We start from the raw sequence: 15,942 nt of genomic DNA on the forward strand, positions 1-15,942 counted from the left end.
TCTCTGCGAGTGCTATCGGTTCAAGCCGCCAGCATAGCTAAGCGACGGTTAACATCGTGTGAGTTCGCGCACACACGCTCCGACATTGAAGCAAGCTCCGGGCCACTACGGGTGCTTCGGGCGTTCGTCAGAGCGTTTTCGAGCGAAGTGGATCCCGGTTCGCGTCAAGAAAACGCGTCAAACAAGAAGCCAGAGCTGTTCCGATTCCATCGGAACGGGCTCTAGCGTCTTTGCCGCTGGAACCGGCTGGTGGCGAACAGGATGAAGCCGCGCGGGAAGAAACGCAGTGCGAACGGCACGATCTTGATACCGAGACCCGGCAGCACGGCCCGTTTGTTCGCCATCAGGCCACGATAGGCCTGCCGCGCGACATCGGCGGCGGGGACATTGAGAATCGCCGTATCGTGCCCGGAGCCGACGCCGGCGCGGGCCTGGAATTCGGTAGGCACCGGACCCGGGCAGAGCACGGTGACACGAACGCCGCGCGGCGCGAGCTCCGCCCGCAGGGCCTCGGTGAGCGAGATCACATAGGCCTTGGACGCGTAATAGACCGCCATGCCGGGACCGGGCAGGAAGCCCGCGACGGAGCCGACATTGAGCAGACCGCCCTTGTTCCGGATGAGCTGATCGGCAAAGCGCAGCGACAGATCGGTCAGCGCGCGGACGTTGACGTCGACGATGCCGACCTGCTCGTCGCGGTCGCGCTCGATGGCGTCGCCGAACACGCCGAAGCCGGCATTGTTGACGAGATTGTCGAGCTCGACCTCTTCGGCAGCGAGCGCGGCAGCGATCCTTTCGCCGGCATCTGCTTGCTGCAGGTCGCAGGCGATCACGATCGGCTTCTTGCCACACTTGGCGGTGAGCTCGTTTGCGAGCGCCTCGAGCCGGTCGGCACGTCGCGCCGTCAGCGCGAGCCGGTGTCCGTTCGCGGCGAACACACGCGCCAGCTCCATGCCGATGCCCGCCGAGGCGCCGGTGATCAAGGTTACCCGCTCAGTCACGATCGCAGTCCCTTGAATTGAAGTTTTTGACCTTCGTAATGGCGGAACTGGAGCATAGGCCACGCGCGACAGGCAAGCGGCGCTGGCAGCATGGCGGCCTGAGCGGACAACAGGGAGCAGAAGAAACCGCGGATTTACAGGGGAATCCGGAAACGCGAGGTCCGGAGGCTACATTAAAGTTTCGTCATGTGGTCCATACAACCGGAAATCATGCCGCGTTGGCGACAGCTCAGCCGCCGAGCGCGCCATCTTTGACCTGACCGCCGGCGCGGTTCGCGACCGCGTGCTTGAGATCGATCCGGTCGCGCTGGGAAATCCCGAGCAGGTCGGAGGCGCGCCAGACGACGTTGTCCTCGAACTCGGTGACCTCGCCGTCGGCATAGACCAGCTCCCACATCATCTGCACGATGCACTTGCGGCCCTCTTCGTCGAGCGAGCGCATGATCGCGCTGGTGAAGTGATAAAGATCGACCGCCTCGCCCTCGACCTCAGTCGCATCCGCAATCAGCCGGTCGGCCGCGCCACGGTCGAGCTTAAAATGGCTTTCGATCAGATTGTGCAGCTTGCTCTGCTCGGCCTGCGTCGGCTGCCCGTCCAGCGAAACCACGTGGACCAGGAGTGCGGTGGCCGCCAGCCGATAATCGCTATCGCCGAAGGCGCGGTCCTGGGCATGAGGAGCAACAATGTCGGCGATGAATTGGCGCAGGCCGTCGAGCATAAGATCCTACCTGAATCGATGACGCCGCGGGGAACGCGGCCGCTACCGGCATTATATGAGTGGGAAACTCAACCGGCGCAACATGCGTCAGTTCCGCGCGCTGCATTACGTTTCGGCAATCTGGGTAGCGCTAATGCGCAAAGGCCTCACGGTATCTCGTACACCACCATCTTGTCGGCGATGCCGCGCAGCGCTGCCTGCTTCTGGATCGGCTTGATGGCACGTTGCCGCAAAACCTCGGCGACCGCCGGCGCATCCAGCACCGGGCCGGTGATATGGATCTCCCGCGCGGTCGACAGGCTCTGCACGCGCGCGGCGATGTTGACGGTCTGGCCGAAATAATCCTGCCGCTCATTGAGCATCACCGCGAGGCACGGACCTTCATGGATGCCGATCTTGACGATGAGATCAGCGGTGCCGCGCTGCTTGTTGAGCTGGTCCATCGCCGCGCGCATCCGCAGGCCCGCGACGATGGCATGCTCGGGACGGACGAACGTCGCCATCACGGCATCACCAATCGTCTTCACCACCGCGCCTTTCTCGGACGAGATGATCTCCAGCAGCGCATGGAAATGCGCGCGCACGAGATCGAAAGCGGCAAGATCGCCGACGCGCTCGTAGAGCGCGGTCGAGCCCTTGAGGTCGGTGAACAGGAAGGTCAGCGAGGTGATCTGGAGCCGCTGATCGAGGCTGAGATTGTCCGCCTTGAAGACATCGCGAAAAGTCTGGTTCGACAGCATCCGCTTGGCGGTAAGGAACGGCTTGCGCTTGCCGATCAGATGATGGAGCGCTTCGGCCGCGATGAACACCGACGGCAGCACGCGGACGCCGGCCTGGTTCTCCAGCGACAGCCGCAGCGGGCCCGGCCGCATCGTCGCGGTGCCGGTCGGAGCCTGCACCCTGTTGTACATGATGGCGAGCTGCTGGCGGTCCTTGGTCGGTTCCCCCTGGACGTCGATGAAATGGGCGGCGTGCGTCACCGGCTCGAAGATGATGATGAAATCGTTCGGCAGTTGCAGCGACATCGTCGCCTTCTCGCCGGCCGGCAACTCCATCGTATCGAGCGTCACCTCGTTGGCGAGCGTGGCAAACGAATCCTTGTTGAAGTCGACGCCCGAACTCCAGAACACCTGCTTGAAATACTCCCACACCGGAAGCGAGTTGGGGTCGTGCGCCGCGATATGGCGCACGCGCGGATTCACCGTGAAGGAGACTTCGACCTGGTCATCGACCGAGGCCTTGTAGCCGCAGGCGCAAAGCGCACAGTGATAATCGTCCGGCTTCAGTGCCTTCAGCGTCGAGTGCGCCCCCAGCACGCCGCCGCATCCCGGGCACAGCACGTTCCAGCCGAGATCGAACAACCCGAGCCGTGCCGAATGCAGGAAGGCCGAGATCGCGCGCTCCTCATCCACGCCATGCTGCCTGGAGAAGTCGAGCACATTGACGCGATTGAGCTCGTGATCCTCACCGTGGCCGATGAGGTATTGAATCGCATCTACCGCCTTCGGGTCGGCGGTCTGCTTCAGGACAGAAAGCTGGGCTTGAATATCGCTCATGGCGCAACTCTATCTAGGGTGGATCACGCCATTAGCCAGACGAACGCCTGTCACCTGCGCGTGATGCGGAACATGGGTGAGTGATCCGGCTGGGTCGTGACGACACCATGCGGGATCACGGGAATTGTGTCGGCCAGCTCGACGCGGAACGCGCCGATCAGTCGCGCCAGCGCCAGCACGGATTCGGCTTGCGCGAACGGCGCGCCGACACAGACGCGCGGGCCCGCGCCGAACGGCAGATAGGCGAAGCGATCGGGCGCCTCTTTCGACATGAAGCGCTTTGGAATGAACGCGTTCGGCTGATCCCACAGCTTCTCGTGCCGGTGCAGCAGCCAGGGCGCGATCATGATGATGTCGCCCTTGCTGACCTTAGCACCGGCCACAACGTCCTTGCCGCGCGCGGCCCGGGCGACAAGGAAGGCCGGCGGATAGAGCCGCATGGTCTCATCGACCACGGCGCGGGTGAATTTTTGCCGGTCGATATCGGCCATGCTGTCGAGATGCTCGCCGCTTGTCTCGGAGGCGACCTCCTCCTGCGTATCAGGATCGAGCGCCAGCAGGTAAAGCGCCCAGAACAGCGCGGTCGCGGTCGTCTCATGACCTGCGAGGATCATGGTCGCAACCTCGTCGACGAGTTGCTCGTCTGAAAAGCCCTTGCCGGTTTCAGGATCGCGCGCCTCGTTCATGAGATCGAACAGATCGCGCGGCGGCGCGCCCTCATTCTTGCCCGCCGCCCGCCGCTCGGCGATCAGCATCGCGACGAATTCGGTCCAGCGGGTACGGAAGCGGGCGCGGGCTCGATCCATCGGCGTCGGCCAGGAGACCGGCAGCACCATGTCGAGGAAGTAGGCCCGCCCGAGCCGCTCGGCATATTCCATGACGAAGTTGCGCAAGGTCGGACCGTGCCGGTCCATGCCGAACGAGAACATCGTGCGGCCGGCGATCTCCAGCGTCATGCGTTGCATGATCTCGCGCAGATCAATCGGCTCGTTCGTGCGCGCATCCAGCTTCGCGATGGTCTCGTCGAGCACCGCCGTCATGTGCGGGACGAGATTGGCGGTGGCGCGCGGCGTGAAGGCGGGTGCGAGCGTCCGGCGCTGATGCGTCCAGGCGTGGCCCTCGGCGAGCAGGAGACCTTCACCGAGCACGGGACGCAGCATGCGGATGCCCGCCGGCGTCCGCGTATAGTTCTCGTAATTGCTGAGCAGGACGTGCCGGATCGCATCCGGCTGGTTCAGGATGAAGCTCTTGTGCAGGAGGAAGCGGCCCTGGATGATCTCTTCCTCATAGGCGCGCTGCCCCCAGGTGGCGATCATGTTCTGCTTGATCACCGCAAGCCGGCCGAAGAACGACAGATTGTCCGGCGCGCGCGGCGGGGCAGGGGGGATGATGGGCCGACGCACGCTGGCGATGTTCATGGCTCTCTCCCACAGACCTCACGCAGGCAATTAGCTAGTAAGTCAGTTCGGCAACCGCAATCCTGTTCTCGGAGGCCGGCCAGGCGCGTGCCACAATTCGATCTTGGTTGAACTGGGCCACGATATTGCGCCCGACCTCGGTGGCCGGAAGGCGCAGGGTTGCTGCCGCATCCGTGGGCACGCCCGGATGGACGTCGGCGGGCTCCTGGCCGTCGAACAGGACGATGTCGCGCGGCAGGCCGAAATAGCCGCGCGGGCGTGTCATGATCACGACCGCGCCGGCGTCCTTGTCCGCCGGCATGAACGGGCGCGCGGCGCGCAGATGCACGACGTCGGAGGAGCGCGGGAAGGGCGAGCGGTAGAAATGCGTAATCGGGGCGTCCGGCGTGGTCAGGACGATCTCGAGCGGCGAGGTCGGATCGACCGTGGCCGGCCCCCAGCGGCCGTCGGCGCCCGTCGTCGCGCGGTGCACCACATCGCCCCTTCGCTCCCCGCTCTCGCGGTCGACATAGTTGATCTCCACCACCGCCCCGGCCACGGGGCGATTGGTCGGCACACCGTCTACCGCGCCCGTGACCAATCCACTGATGTGAACGGTCTGCTCTGGCGCGATCGCGATGCGCGCAGGTTCGCGGCCGGCGATGAACTTGTAGATCTCCCGGAAAGCGCGCGGGTGATAAGCCGTCTCGCGATGGTCGATGGTGCCGAGCACAAGATTGGTCGCGCCCTTCAGCTCCGGCCCCTCGGCGGTGACGTTTGTCGGCATGCCCGGCTTGCCCATGAAGCGGCCATCGGGTTGCGCATATTTGTCCATGCCGTCGCTGCGCAGGGTGAGGAAAGCCGTGCCCGGCGACACCTCGCTGTCGCCGTCGTTCAGGCCGCGCAGGAAGGGTCCGCGTCCGTTGAACTCGCTGCCGAGGAGATCATCGAGCGCAAATACGCCGTGATTGGGCGTGCCGCACAGGACGGCGTGACTGACGTCGCCGGCGCCCCCGTTCTTGATGACGTTGCGGATGGAGTTACCACCGCGCGAATTGCCGACCAGCGCGACGCGCGACGCGCCGGTGCGGCGCTTCAGCTCGGCGATGGCGGCGGCAAGCTCGCGGCGCTGATCCTCGGTCGAGGAGCGGTTGGCCTGCTCGACCGTATCGTCGCTGCGCGCGCTGGGATTGGTGAAATTGATCGCCATCATGCGGTCACGCGCGATGCCGTTGGATTCCATCCGCCACAGCGTCGTCATCCAAAGTGCGTCGTAGTCGCCATTGCCATGGACGAACAGGATCGGCGGCACCTCAGGGTTGTTGTCTGGACTCCGGGCCGCGGACGGCGCTTGCGCCAGCGCATCGCCGCGGAAGCTCGCAACCGCGAAAGCCAGGCCACCCGCACCCTGCAGGATCGTCCGTCGTGACAGCTTCATCTGTTCCTCCCCGTCAGAACCATGTCTTTGCACCGCTTATAGCGGCCTAACCACTGGACAGCGAAGGACTTTCGCAGGCATCACTGGAGATGCCGAAATCATTGAAGTCATTTCTGCCAGACGAGTTGTAAGAGGATATGACCGAGCAGACCAACCGCCAGAGACGCTCCACCGACGGCATTGCGGCGCCGCTGCGGTATACCGTGTTCCGGCGTATCTGGCTCGCGAGCCTGCTTTCCAATCTTGGCCTCCTGATCCAGGGCGTGGGCGCGGCCTGGGCGATGACGCAGATGGCGGCCTCCGCCGACAAGGTGGCGCTGGTGCAGACCGCCCTGATGCTGCCGATCATGCTGATCTCGATGCCGGCCGGCGCCATCGCCGACATGTATGACCGGCGCATCGTGACGCTGGTCTCGCTCATGATCGCGCTGATCGGCGCGTCCGCCCTCACCATCCTGGCAGGGCTCAAGCTTATCACCCCGGAGACGCTGCTGGCCTTCTGCTTCGTCGTCGGCAGCGGCAATGCGCTGTTCGGACCGGCCTGGCAGTCCTCAGTGAGCGAGCAGGTGCCGCCCGAAGCCCTGCCATCGGCCGTCGCGCTCAACGGCATCAGCTACAATATCGCACGCAGCTTCGGTCCCGCAGTGGGCGGCGTCATCGTCGCCGCGCTCGGGGCGGTGGCCGCCTTTGCCTGCAACGCGATCCTCTATCTACCGCTGCTGGTGGTGCTGCTGCTCTGGCAGCGGACGACCGAGCCCTCGCGCCTGCCACGGGAAAGGCTCAACCGCGCGATGGTCTCGGGCTTCCGCTACATCACCAACTCGCCGCCGATCAAGATCGTGCTGTTGCGTACGCTGGTGATGGGCCTGTGCGGCGGTGCCGTGATGGCATTGATGCCGCTGGTCGCGCGCGACCTCCTGCATGGCGGCGCGCAGACCTACGGCATCATGCTCGGCGCTTTCGGCATGGGCGCCGTCGTCGGCGCGCTCAACATCCACGAATTGCGCAAGCGCATGAGCGGCGAGTCCGCGATCCGCGCCTGCACGATCACGATGGCGTTTGCGATGGCGGCGCTCGCGCTCTCCAGCGAGCCGGTGCTGACTGCGGCTGCGCTGGTGCTGGCCGGCGCGGTCTGGATGGCCTCCGTCGCACTGTTCAATATCGGTGTGCAGCTTTCGGCGCCGCGCTGGGTCGCGGGGCGATCCCTCGCCGCGTTCCAGGCCTCGATCTCCGGCGGCATCGCGATCGGCGCCTGGGGCTGGGGCCATCTCACCGACTATGCCGGCGTCGAGGTCGCGCTGCTGGTGGCCGCCGGTCTGATGCTGGTCTCGCCGCTGCTGGGAATCTGGCTTGCGATGCCACGGGTCGGCGCTCGCAACGAGGACGCCGCGGTGCTGGCCGATCCCGAAGTCAAGCTGTCACTGACCGGGCGCAGCGGACCGCTGGTGGTGGAGATCGAATATCGCGTCTCCCAAGCGAACGCGCGCGCCTTCCACAATGTGATGCAGGACGTGCAGCTCTCCCGGCAGCGCAACGGCGCCTATGGCTGGTCGATCGCGCGGGACATCGCCGATCCCGAATTGTGGACCGAGCGCTATCACTGCCCGACCTGGTTCGATTACTTACGCCAGCGCAACCGTTCGACCCAGTCCGAACGCGCGCTGCATCAGCAGGCGATCGATTTCCACATCGGCCCCGATCCGGTGCGGATCCGCCGCATGCTGGAACGGCCGTTCGGCTCGGTGCGCTGGAAGGAAGAGACGCCGGATCGCGCCAACGCCGAGGTGCTGCCGGTGGTCGCGACCGCGGCGGGCAGCAGTACGTAGGCCTTTACTGCCCGTGCTCCGTCAGCACCTTGTCGCAGGCCTTGCTCAGCTTGGCGCGGTTCTGCTTCAGGCAGGCGAGCACGGCGCTATCGCCACTATTCATCACGGCGCGGCAATGACGCGTGACGTCGCGCGCGCAGGCATCGTGGCCGGGCTGCTGCTGCGCTGAAGCGCCGGATGCGCACAGGATCAAAGGAAGAATGAAAAGAAATCGGCTCATCGCGTAATACCTTGTGCCCGGAAAGATGTGCGGGCGAAGCTAGAGCGGTGATGCAGGAGCCGCAACGGCTTTATTGGCAGGCTGACTTTGCAGGCTGATTGCCGCGTGGCCTCGGCTTGACGCCGGGGCACATCGCGAGGGAAGCTAACCGACGCAACGACGCTATCGTTGCGCTGTTATTGACCGTCCTGAGCGTCAGCGACCTTGCGTGAGGCGCCCTTGGCGAGGTCCTTGTCCATCACCGCGCGGCAGCCGGCGCTCAGATCGGAGCGATGCTTCGTCATGCATGCGGTGATCTTCGGAATGTTCGGGATTTCCGACGAGCACAGGCGGAAGGCGTCGCCGGTGCACATCTGCTGCGCTTCGGCCGAGAAGGCGAAGCCCGAGGTGGTCGAGATGATCGAGACGATGACGGCAAAGCCCAGAGCCAGGCCGGTGTCGCGGATCTTGGCGGTCAAGGACCTCGTGTTCGCAGAGGTGGTCATTCGAAGCTCCCATTGGCACCGCGGGAAGCGGGCCCGTTGTTGATGGGAATGACCATGCTCCTCCAAAATCCTTTCCACTGTGATCACCGTCACGGGCGGCCCATTCTCCGTGACATCGGTCACTTTGGCGCATTCATCTGAAATTCCACCGCAACCGCTGTCGTGTTGGTGTCACGTTAACTGTTCCTTCGCATTAATGGCCAGGCGCGCGGGCAATTCCGCTGGTTTGGTTGCGTATTTGGAAAGAGTAGCGATGCGTAATGCGTTGGGCCTGATGCTGGCCAGTGTCCTTGCGGCGGTCGTGATCGCCGGAGGTTGGTATTTTTATTCCTCGCGCGCCGACCAGGGCGCTCCCAAGACAACAGCCGCCCGTGCGGCCGATCCTCTGCCGGCGCCGGCCAAGCTTGCCGCCAAGGACGACGTCGAGACCACTGCGGCGCTCGCGGGCAAACCCGCCGCTCCTGCCGCCGGGTCCGCGCCAGCGCCCGCACCGGCGGTGGCACCGGTTCAGCAGACGACGACCTGCACCAATCCGAATGCATTGGGCGTCTCGCGCGTGGTCGAAATCGACACGACGGGCGGCCCGGGCTTTGGCTTCGAGCAGTTCAAGCAGTTTGATTTCCTTGCCGACAAGGAGGTCGTGCTGACCTTCGACGACGGTCCGTGGCCGCACAACACGCCCGCCGTGCTGAAGGCATTGGCCGATGAATGCACTAAGGGCCTGTTCTTCTCGGTCGGCAAGCACGCCACCTGGCATCCGGAGATCCTGCGTCAGGTTCTGGCCCAAGGCCACACGGTGGGCGCGCACACCTGGTCGCACGTCAATCTCAACGGCAAGAAGATGACGGAGCAGGAAGCCAAGGACGAAATCGAAAAGGGATTCAGTGCGGTGAAATGGGCGCTCGGCACCAATCCGTCGCCGTTCTTCCGCTTCCCGCAGCTTCAGCAGAATCCGGCGCTCGTGGGCTATCTCGGCAGCCGCAACCTCGGAATCTTCTCGACCGACGTCGACTCCTTCGATTTCCGCAAGGAGAGCACGCCGGACAAGATCATCAGCAACGTGATGACCAAGCTCGACAAGCTCGGCAAGGGCATCATCCTGATGCATGACTTCCAGAAGCGCACCGGCGAAGCGCTGCCGACGCTGCTCGCGCGGCTCAAGGCCGGTGGCTACAAGGTCGTGCAGATCAAGGCGAAGACGACATTCGATTCGCTGCCCGAGTATGACGAAGCGGTGCTCAGGGAGTTGAAGGTGCCTGCGTCCAGCGCGACCAACGCGCGCCCGGTCTCGAGCGTGGTGCAGACGGTTTCGCAGCGCTGAGCGCGTCAGGTTTCGACGAGCATGATGGCCGGGCTCAGCCCGGCCATTTCCATTTTGGGAGTGTCACGCCGCCGCTTACCAGTAGACGCCGTGGCGGTGCAGCTCGCTGATGATGCGGCCTTCGGTCCACGTCCGCGTGTGCCTGGGCTTGTCGGCTTTCGCGGTGGACTTGGGCGCAGGCTGGGACCCGGCAGGCGCCAACGTCGTCGTGTTCGCCGCGGCCGGTGCCGTGGCCGAAACCGCCGGCGGGCGATCGACATATTTCGGAGCGTCGGACACTGGCGCGACTTCGCTCACCTCGGTCGTTGCGGTCGTCGGCGCGGCCGCTTGTGCAGCCGGGGCCTGCTCATTGGCCGCGGCCAGCGAGAGGCTGCGTGCGCCGCCTGCCTCGGCAGATGCAGAGACCAGAACCATGGCGGCAACCAGAATGATCTTGCGCATGTGAAAATTCCCCGTGTTTGCGTGACCAGGACACTACGGGAGGGCCGCGGGAGGTTATGTGATGAAAATCACGCCGGCTGCCGTCTCCTATTTCAGCAGCGCACCGCAGTGACACAAGCATCGAGCGCGATCACGGGCGCGCGGGCCTCAGTGGGCAAAACCTGGGCTTGTGACGATCGGATGAAATCTGAGTGCTGGTGCCGCAAGAGGGACTCGAACCCCCGACCCCGTCATTACGAATGACGTGCTCTACCAGCTGAGCTATTGCGGCGAACCCTGCCGGGCCCGGGCGATGCCGGCCCCGATACGCGCTCCTGATATCGGGCATGGCCCGGATTGGCAAGGACAAGCGGCAGGCGAATGCGGCTCACGCGCCCCAGCGCGACCAGAATCCGCGCCAGCCGCCGGCCTGGGCCTTGGGTGTGCCGATTTGTTCCGTAAATTCATCGCTCGGACCGTCGTCATCGATGCCGGGATCATCCGGCGCCCGAACGATCGGGATGATGGCCTGGATCGGCGCCTGTATGGGCTTGCCGAGGTCGGCACGGGCCCGGAACACCGGGGTTGCCGCCAGTGGCGATGATTCGGCGGCCTCAGGGACCGGCTCGACCGGCTCAGCAGGTGTCACCACCGGTTCTTCCTCGGCCGCCGGGGGCGCGTTGTCCTGCGCGGCCGGAGCGGGGGCTGGGGTTGCGATCGGCGCGATCACGGCCGGTTCCGCCGGCGCATCGTTGGCTACGGTTACCCGCTTCGGCGGGGGGGCCGCGAGCATGGCTTCCTCGAAGGCGGAGGACTCGATCGTCGTGCTCTTGTCCGAAGGCAGGCTCGCCACCGGCGTCTGCCACTGGAAGGCGTCGAGCCGGCCGGTGACCGGGGAGACCGGACGCCAGCGTTCGCTGACATAGCCGTCCGCGGTCCAGGCCGGGTCGTGACAGGCGCGCACCGCGCGCAAGGTCCAGGCGCGGGCACGGCCGCCGTCGCCATGCTCGGTGCGCTCGAGCTCGGCCATCAGCAGCGCGACGCGCTGGGTCGGATCGTTGACGTAGGGCGCCAGCACCTTGCGCGCACGGGCGAACTCGGACGCATCGATCGCGGCGCGCGCGATCGCAAGCTGGCCCTCGACATGGCCGGCCTTGTCCGCCGGCGTTTTCGCCGCGAGCGTCTCGATCCGCTGCAGGCGCTGCCGCGCGGCATCGCCGAGTTTGACATGCGCATAGGCGTCGGCAAGATCAGGATGCGGATTGGCAAGCCAGGCAGCCTCGACCAGCTTCATGGCGCGGCGCACCTGATGCGCCTCGCTCTCGAATTTCGCGGCGAGCACCGCCGCCGGCACCAGGGTCGGCGCAAGCTTGACGGCTTCCATGACGCTCTCGCGCGCGACGTCGCGATCCATCGTCTCCAATTCCAGCGCGCGCGCCGTCAGCAGCACGCCGCGCTGCCGGCGGTAGCCCAGCTTGTCGATCAGGCCCGCGGACAGGTTCGAATCCAGGATCGCAAGCGCGCCGCTCCAGTCGCCGCGCGCACAGCGAAAGCCGAGCACCGCATGCGAGGCCCAGGTCGAGGACGGCGACAGCTTGATCGCTTCCTCCGCGATCATCACGGCGCCGACCGCATCGTCGGCGCGTTGCGCCTCGATGAACAGGCCGCGCAGGCCGAGCAGCCGGGTATCCTCGCGCTCGGCCATGGCGCGGAAGGCGCGCTGCGCCGCGTCGCGATTGCCGTCGAGCTGAGCCGATTGCGCGTGCAGGAGAAGCGCAAGCGGATCGTTCGGCGCGTGTCGTCGCGCCGCTTCGGCGTGACGGCGGGCCAGCGCAGTATCGCCATGACCGATCGCGAGCAGGCCGTGGGTGATGGCGTGGCGGCCGCGGGCATGACGCTTTTCATGCCGGCGGCGGCGCATCCGCCCCGGTGCGCGCCAGATCACGGTCAGGAGGCTCCAGAGCAAGACGATCAGGACTGCGAATATGCCGAGGCAGAGCACGAACACCGGAATGCTCGGTGAAGCCCGGAAACCGCCCCAGGTCAGCACGACATCGCCGGGCTGATCGGCAACCCAGGCCGCGCCGGCGCCTGCGAGCGCAATCAGAACAAGGAAGAGAACGATGCGAAGCATGGCTATCCCTATACGCGCGGATCGTTGCGCGAATCTTATTGACCAGGCCTATTGACCAGGCTTGGCGAGACCAGCGAGAGCGTCGTCGGCGAATTTGCGGGACGCCGCGAGCGCGGCATCGCGCGCGTCGGCCTTCTCGAGCCAGGCTTGTGCCGGCACGCGATCGGTCTCGGGCAGCGTCTTCAGCTCGCGGCGCGCCTCGACGAAATCGTTGCGCAGCGCCGCGGCCGTGACCCGCGCGACGATGGCGCCGCGGTCATTGCCGACGCCGTCGGTGCGCTCGATGCGGACGAGCTTTGACGCTCCCGCCTGAAGGCGCTCGACGATGCCGGCACTGCTGCTCGGCGCCTCCGGCGGCGGCGACAATTTCGGCACGATGTTGAGGAGCTCGCGGGTCAGAGCGACCGGCGTCGGAATCCCTGACGCGGCAAACGCATCAAGCGGCTTCAGCAGTTCGGGCTTGGTCGCGAGCGACCGCGCAGCAGTGAGCTGCGCCTCATAGGGATCATTGTGGCGAACGGCAACGTCGAGCAGGGTGGCGGCGACCACGTAGCGCAACGACTTGTCGTCCATCACCTTGGCATCGGCGATCTTTTCGCCCTGCTGTGCGAGCTCCGCGCGCGCGGTGGTGCTGGCGCGCTCGAGCCGGGAGATGCGGTCGTCAAGGGCGGCGAGGCCGGACGAGGCCGCCGCGTCGCCCGACGCGGATTTCGCGTCGTTCAATGCGCTCGCGGTCTTGTCGGATTGCGCGCGCAAATTGGCGATGTCGCCGCGCAGGGTGCCGACGGATTTGTCCAGCGCATCGAGCCGCGCGACGACGGCCGGATCGGCGGCGGGCTTGCCCGTCTTGGCTTCGACTGCGGCGACACGTCCGCTCAGCGCATCGACCGTGGCACTCGTCACTTGCGGGGCGGCCGGCGGCGCCTGCACCGCGGGCCAACCCAACGCCCAGCCGACCGCGATCACGACCGCGGCTGCGGCGGCGCCGGAAAATGGCGCGATGACCCAGGGAGAAATGGCGCCCGATGCAGCGGCGGCCTGCGCCTCGCCATGCTCCGGCTCGGCCTTGGTTGCCTCGACTTTGGCCGTCTCGACCTTGGCGTCTTCAGCACCGGCCTGCTCAGCGTTTGCCCGCTCGGCCGAAGGCTGCGCCTCCGGTTCACCCGCCACATCCTGCGGCTGGGTGGAGACTTCGGTCGCCTCGAGATCGATGGTGGGCGGGGTGCGCTTGGCACGGCCGGACTCGGGGGCCAATCCTGCGTCTTCAGGCTTGTCGTCGGCCATCGTGACGGTTCCTCACACTTTCCTACCAGAGACGAGCCCGATTGCCTCGGATTCGGCCCGTCCTCTTACGCCAAACGGGTCCGCAACGCACGCTCCAAGGCGTCAAACAGGGCATTTTCGTCCGGGGTCGCGGCCACCAGGACCTGCGATGCCCCGGCATCACGCAGCACGCTGGCGATCGTCTCGGACAGGCAGCATTGCGGGATCGCCAGCGCCGAGATTTCGACGCCTTCGTCCCGGGCCGCGTCCAGGAAGGCCCGCGCACTGCGCCGGGAGTAGTGTAGCACCGCCGCGATGCCATGCGCGGCAAAGCCGTCGCAGACGTCGCGCGGCAGAAGCTTGACCGGCACCATACGGTAGGTCGTCTGAGTGACCACGCTAAAGCCTTCCGCGCCGAGCTCGCCGCCGAGATCCCGCGACAGATCGGCGCCCGCAAGATAAAGCAGCGTACTCTTTCTCTTCAGCACCTTGGCGCGCGCGCTCTGCATCACCTTGTCGCGCAAGGAAGCGGCATCGCCGCCGGCGACGATCACGTCCGCGAAGCCGACTTCGCGTGCCACGGCAGCCGTGTGCTCGCCGACCGCGAACAGCGGCAGCTCCAAGAGGCCGAGGTCCCGCAATTGCGGCACGACGGCGCGGATCGCATTGGCCGATGTCACGATGATGGCGCTATAGCCCGTCTCACTCTCGTCATGGAAAGCGACCGGCTCGAACTTGAGCACCGGCGCAAGCAACACCACATGTCCCCGCGCGCGCAAATTTTCCGCCGTCGCCTCATTGTCGGGATGCGGCCGTGTGACAAGAATGGACATCGCTTGTGTTCCCGGACCACGTGGCGGCGACGCATTCGCGAGGGAGGACGGCGCGTGACGATTGCGCAAGCCAACCCCGGAATGCTACCGGACGTACCAGAACTCTGCTTTACGGATGAGCGCAAGGGCGCAAATTGGATAACAATTCGCCAATGCTGGTACTGGGCATCGAGACCACCTGCGACGAGACCGCGGCGGCCGTGATCGAGCGCGCGCCTGACGGCAGCGGCAGGATCCTGTCCAATATCGTGCGGTCGCAGGTCGAGGAGCATGCCCGCTTCGGCGGCGTGGTGCCGGAGATCGCGGCGCGCGCCCATGTCGACGTGCTCGACGGCATCATCGACCGTGCCATGCACGAGGCCGGCATCGACTATGCCCAGCTCGACGGCGTCGCGGCCGCTGCGGGCCCGGGCTTGATCGGCGGCGTCATCGTCGGGCTGACCACCGCAAAGGCGATCGCGATGGTGCACGACACGCCGCTGGTCGCGGTCAATCATCTCGAGGCGCATGCGCTGACGCCACGTCTGACCGATGGCGTAGAATTTCCTTACTGCCTGTTCCTCGCCTCCGGCGGCCACACCCAGATTGTCGCGGTCACCGGCGTCGGCCAATATGTGCGGCTCGGCACCACCGTCGATGACGCGATCGGCGAGGCCTTCGACAAGGTCGCGAAGATGCTGGGCCTGCCCTATCCAGGCGGCCCGCAGGTCGAACGCGCGGCCGCGAACGGCGATGCGGCGCGCTTCGCCTTCCCACGGCCGATGCAGGGACGTCCCGATGCCAACTTCTCCCTGTCGGGATTGAAGACGGCAGTCCGCACCGAAGCGAACCGGCTGGTTGAGATCGCGCCGCAGGACGTCAACGATCTCTGCGCGAGCTTTCAGGCCGCGGTGCTGGATTCCACGGCCGACCGGCTGCGGGTCGGTCTCAGACTTTTCCGGGAGCAATTCGGCGCGCCGCATGCGCTGGTCGCGGCCGGCGGGGTCGCCGCCAATCAGGCAATCCGCGGTGCGCTGTTCGACGTCGCCAGGGAAGCGCAGACGCAGCTGATCATACCGCCGCCCGCACTCTGCACCGATAATGGCGCGATGATCGCCTGGGCCGGCGCCGAACGCCTCGCGCTCGGCATCACCGATACGATGGAGGCGCAGCCGCGCGCGCGCTGGCTGCTCGACGCCAATGCGACCGCGCCGGCAGGCTACGGCAAGACGCGGGCGGGATACTGAATGCTGTGGTGTCGCCACGAGCTCCGCTTCACCTCGCCCCGCTTGCGGGGAGAGGTCGGATTGCATTGTAGATGCAATCCGGGTGAGGGGGACCCTCCGCGAGT

At 65.9% G+C, this 15,942-nt stretch carries 14 protein-coding genes and 1 tRNA gene; 3 read left to right on the top strand and 12 right to left on the bottom strand.

Annotation, left to right across the window (positions count from 1 at the left end; all coding sequences use genetic code 11):
- Positions 1-221 precede the first annotated feature (221 nt).
- From ABIC09_RS33625 to ABIC09_RS33645, 5 genes are all read right to left on the bottom strand, one after another.
- Positions 222-1,001: an SDR family NAD(P)-dependent oxidoreductase gene (locus ABIC09_RS33625; protein ID WP_354031173.1), complete on the bottom strand. Its 780-nt coding sequence runs from the start codon at positions 999-1,001 to the stop codon at positions 222-224.
- A 229-nt stretch (positions 1,002-1,230) separates the two neighbouring features.
- Positions 1,231-1,719 (bottom strand): tellurite resistance TerB family protein, encoded by a 489-nt coding sequence (locus ABIC09_RS33630; RefSeq protein WP_354111962.1) that lies wholly within the window; start codon positions 1,717-1,719, stop codon positions 1,231-1,233.
- A 146-nt stretch (positions 1,720-1,865) separates the two neighbouring features.
- Positions 1,866-3,275, bottom strand: a complete 1,410-nt coding sequence (locus ABIC09_RS33635) for an adenylate/guanylate cyclase domain-containing protein (RefSeq protein WP_354111963.1) — start codon at positions 3,273-3,275, stop codon at positions 1,866-1,868.
- Between the two features lie 50 nt (positions 3,276-3,325).
- Positions 3,326-4,693: a cytochrome P450 gene (locus ABIC09_RS33640; RefSeq protein ID WP_354111964.1), complete on the bottom strand. Its 1,368-nt coding sequence runs from the start codon at positions 4,691-4,693 to the stop codon at positions 3,326-3,328.
- Between the two features lie 34 nt (positions 4,694-4,727).
- Positions 4,728-6,110, bottom strand: a complete 1,383-nt coding sequence (locus ABIC09_RS33645; RefSeq protein WP_354111965.1) for a hydrolase — start codon at positions 6,108-6,110, stop codon at positions 4,728-4,730.
- Positions 6,111-6,247: 137 nt separating this feature from the next.
- On the opposite strand from ABIC09_RS33645, the gene ABIC09_RS33650 reads away from it, so the two are divergent.
- Complete coding sequence (locus ABIC09_RS33650; RefSeq protein WP_354111966.1) at positions 6,248-7,936, top strand: MFS transporter; 1,689 nt, start codon at positions 6,248-6,250, stop codon at positions 7,934-7,936.
- Positions 7,937-7,940: 4 nt separating this feature from the next.
- Here the strand turns inward: ABIC09_RS33650 and ABIC09_RS33655 are convergent, their stop codons facing one another.
- Positions 7,941-8,156 (bottom strand): hypothetical protein, encoded by a 216-nt coding sequence (locus tag ABIC09_RS33655; RefSeq protein WP_148752817.1) that lies wholly within the window; start codon positions 8,154-8,156, stop codon positions 7,941-7,943.
- Positions 8,157-8,332: 176 nt separating this feature from the next.
- A complete protein-coding gene (locus ABIC09_RS33660) occupies positions 8,333-8,641 on the bottom strand; it encodes a hypothetical protein (protein WP_354085951.1) in 309 nt (102 codons plus the stop codon).
- Positions 8,642-8,894: 253 nt separating this feature from the next.
- Between ABIC09_RS33660 and ABIC09_RS33665 the strand changes: the two genes are divergently transcribed.
- Positions 8,895-9,962 (top strand): polysaccharide deacetylase family protein, encoded by a 1,068-nt coding sequence (locus ABIC09_RS33665; protein ID WP_148752815.1) that lies wholly within the window; start codon positions 8,895-8,897, stop codon positions 9,960-9,962.
- Positions 9,963-10,037: 75 nt separating this feature from the next.
- On the opposite strand, the gene ABIC09_RS33670 is transcribed toward ABIC09_RS33665, so the two are convergent.
- The 5 genes from ABIC09_RS33670 to ABIC09_RS33690 all read right to left on the bottom strand — a co-directional run bounded on the left by ABIC09_RS33670 (position 10,038) and on the right by ABIC09_RS33690 (position 14,612).
- Entirely contained in the window at positions 10,038-10,403 is a 366-nt protein-coding gene (locus ABIC09_RS33670) for a hypothetical protein (protein ID WP_354111967.1), read from the bottom strand.
- 195 nt (positions 10,404-10,598) lie between these two features.
- Positions 10,599-10,674: transfer RNA gene (locus tag ABIC09_RS33675), tRNA-Thr, on the bottom strand.
- A 96-nt stretch (positions 10,675-10,770) separates the two neighbouring features.
- Positions 10,771-12,516 (bottom strand): heme biosynthesis protein HemY, encoded by a 1,746-nt coding sequence (locus ABIC09_RS33680; protein WP_354111968.1) that lies wholly within the window; start codon positions 12,514-12,516, stop codon positions 10,771-10,773.
- Positions 12,517-12,564: 48 nt separating this feature from the next.
- Entirely contained in the window at positions 12,565-13,800 is a 1,236-nt protein-coding gene (locus ABIC09_RS33685) for a COG4223 family protein (protein ID WP_354111969.1), read from the bottom strand.
- 65 nt (positions 13,801-13,865) lie between these two features.
- Positions 13,866-14,612 carry a uroporphyrinogen-III synthase gene (locus ABIC09_RS33690; RefSeq protein ID WP_354111970.1) on the bottom strand — a complete coding sequence of 249 codons (747 nt, stop codon included), beginning with the start codon at positions 14,610-14,612 and terminating at the stop codon, positions 13,866-13,868.
- Positions 14,613-14,764: 152 nt separating this feature from the next.
- On the opposite strand from ABIC09_RS33690, the gene tsaD reads away from it, so the two are divergent.
- Positions 14,765-15,838 (top strand): tRNA (adenosine(37)-N6)-threonylcarbamoyltransferase complex transferase subunit TsaD, encoded by a 1,074-nt coding sequence (tsaD, locus tag ABIC09_RS33695; protein WP_354111971.1) that lies wholly within the window; start codon positions 14,765-14,767, stop codon positions 15,836-15,838.
- Positions 15,839-15,942: the final 104 nt, after the last annotated feature.

The organism is Bradyrhizobium sp. S3.12.5 (assembly GCF_040548225.1).
Lineage (GTDB): Bacteria > Pseudomonadota > Alphaproteobacteria > Rhizobiales > Xanthobacteraceae > Bradyrhizobium > Bradyrhizobium cytisi.

Coding starts and splice junctions, on each gene's coding strand:
- ABIC09_RS33665 (WP_148752815.1), top strand. CDS start 8,895: ATGCGTAATGCGTTGGGCCTGATGCTGGCCAGTGTCCTTGCGGCGGTC.
- ABIC09_RS33690 (WP_354111970.1), bottom strand. CDS start 14,612: ATGTCCATTCTTGTCACACGGCCGCATCCCGACAATGAGGCGACGGCG.
- ABIC09_RS33645 (WP_354111965.1), bottom strand. CDS start 6,110: ATGAAGCTGTCACGACGGACGATCCTGCAGGGTGCGGGTGGCCTGGCT.
- ABIC09_RS33630 (WP_354111962.1), bottom strand. CDS start 1,719: ATGCTCGACGGCCTGCGCCAATTCATCGCCGACATTGTTGCTCCTCAT.
- ABIC09_RS33635 (WP_354111963.1), bottom strand. CDS start 3,275: ATGAGCGATATTCAAGCCCAGCTTTCTGTCCTGAAGCAGACCGCCGAC.
- ABIC09_RS33670 (WP_354111967.1), bottom strand. CDS start 10,403: ATGCGCAAGATCATTCTGGTTGCCGCCATGGTTCTGGTCTCTGCATCT.
- ABIC09_RS33680 (WP_354111968.1), bottom strand. CDS start 12,516: ATGCTTCGCATCGTTCTCTTCCTTGTTCTGATTGCGCTCGCAGGCGCC.
- tsaD (WP_354111971.1), top strand. CDS start 14,765: ATGCTGGTACTGGGCATCGAGACCACCTGCGACGAGACCGCGGCGGCC.
- ABIC09_RS33655 (WP_148752817.1), bottom strand. CDS start 8,156: ATGAGCCGATTTCTTTTCATTCTTCCTTTGATCCTGTGCGCATCCGGC.
- ABIC09_RS33650 (WP_354111966.1), top strand. CDS start 6,248: ATGACCGAGCAGACCAACCGCCAGAGACGCTCCACCGACGGCATTGCG.
- ABIC09_RS33660 (WP_354085951.1), bottom strand. CDS start 8,641: ATGACCACCTCTGCGAACACGAGGTCCTTGACCGCCAAGATCCGCGAC.
- ABIC09_RS33685 (WP_354111969.1), bottom strand. CDS start 13,800: ATGGCCGACGACAAGCCTGAAGACGCAGGATTGGCCCCCGAGTCCGGC.
- ABIC09_RS33640 (WP_354111964.1), bottom strand. CDS start 4,693: ATGAACATCGCCAGCGTGCGTCGGCCCATCATCCCCCCTGCCCCGCCG.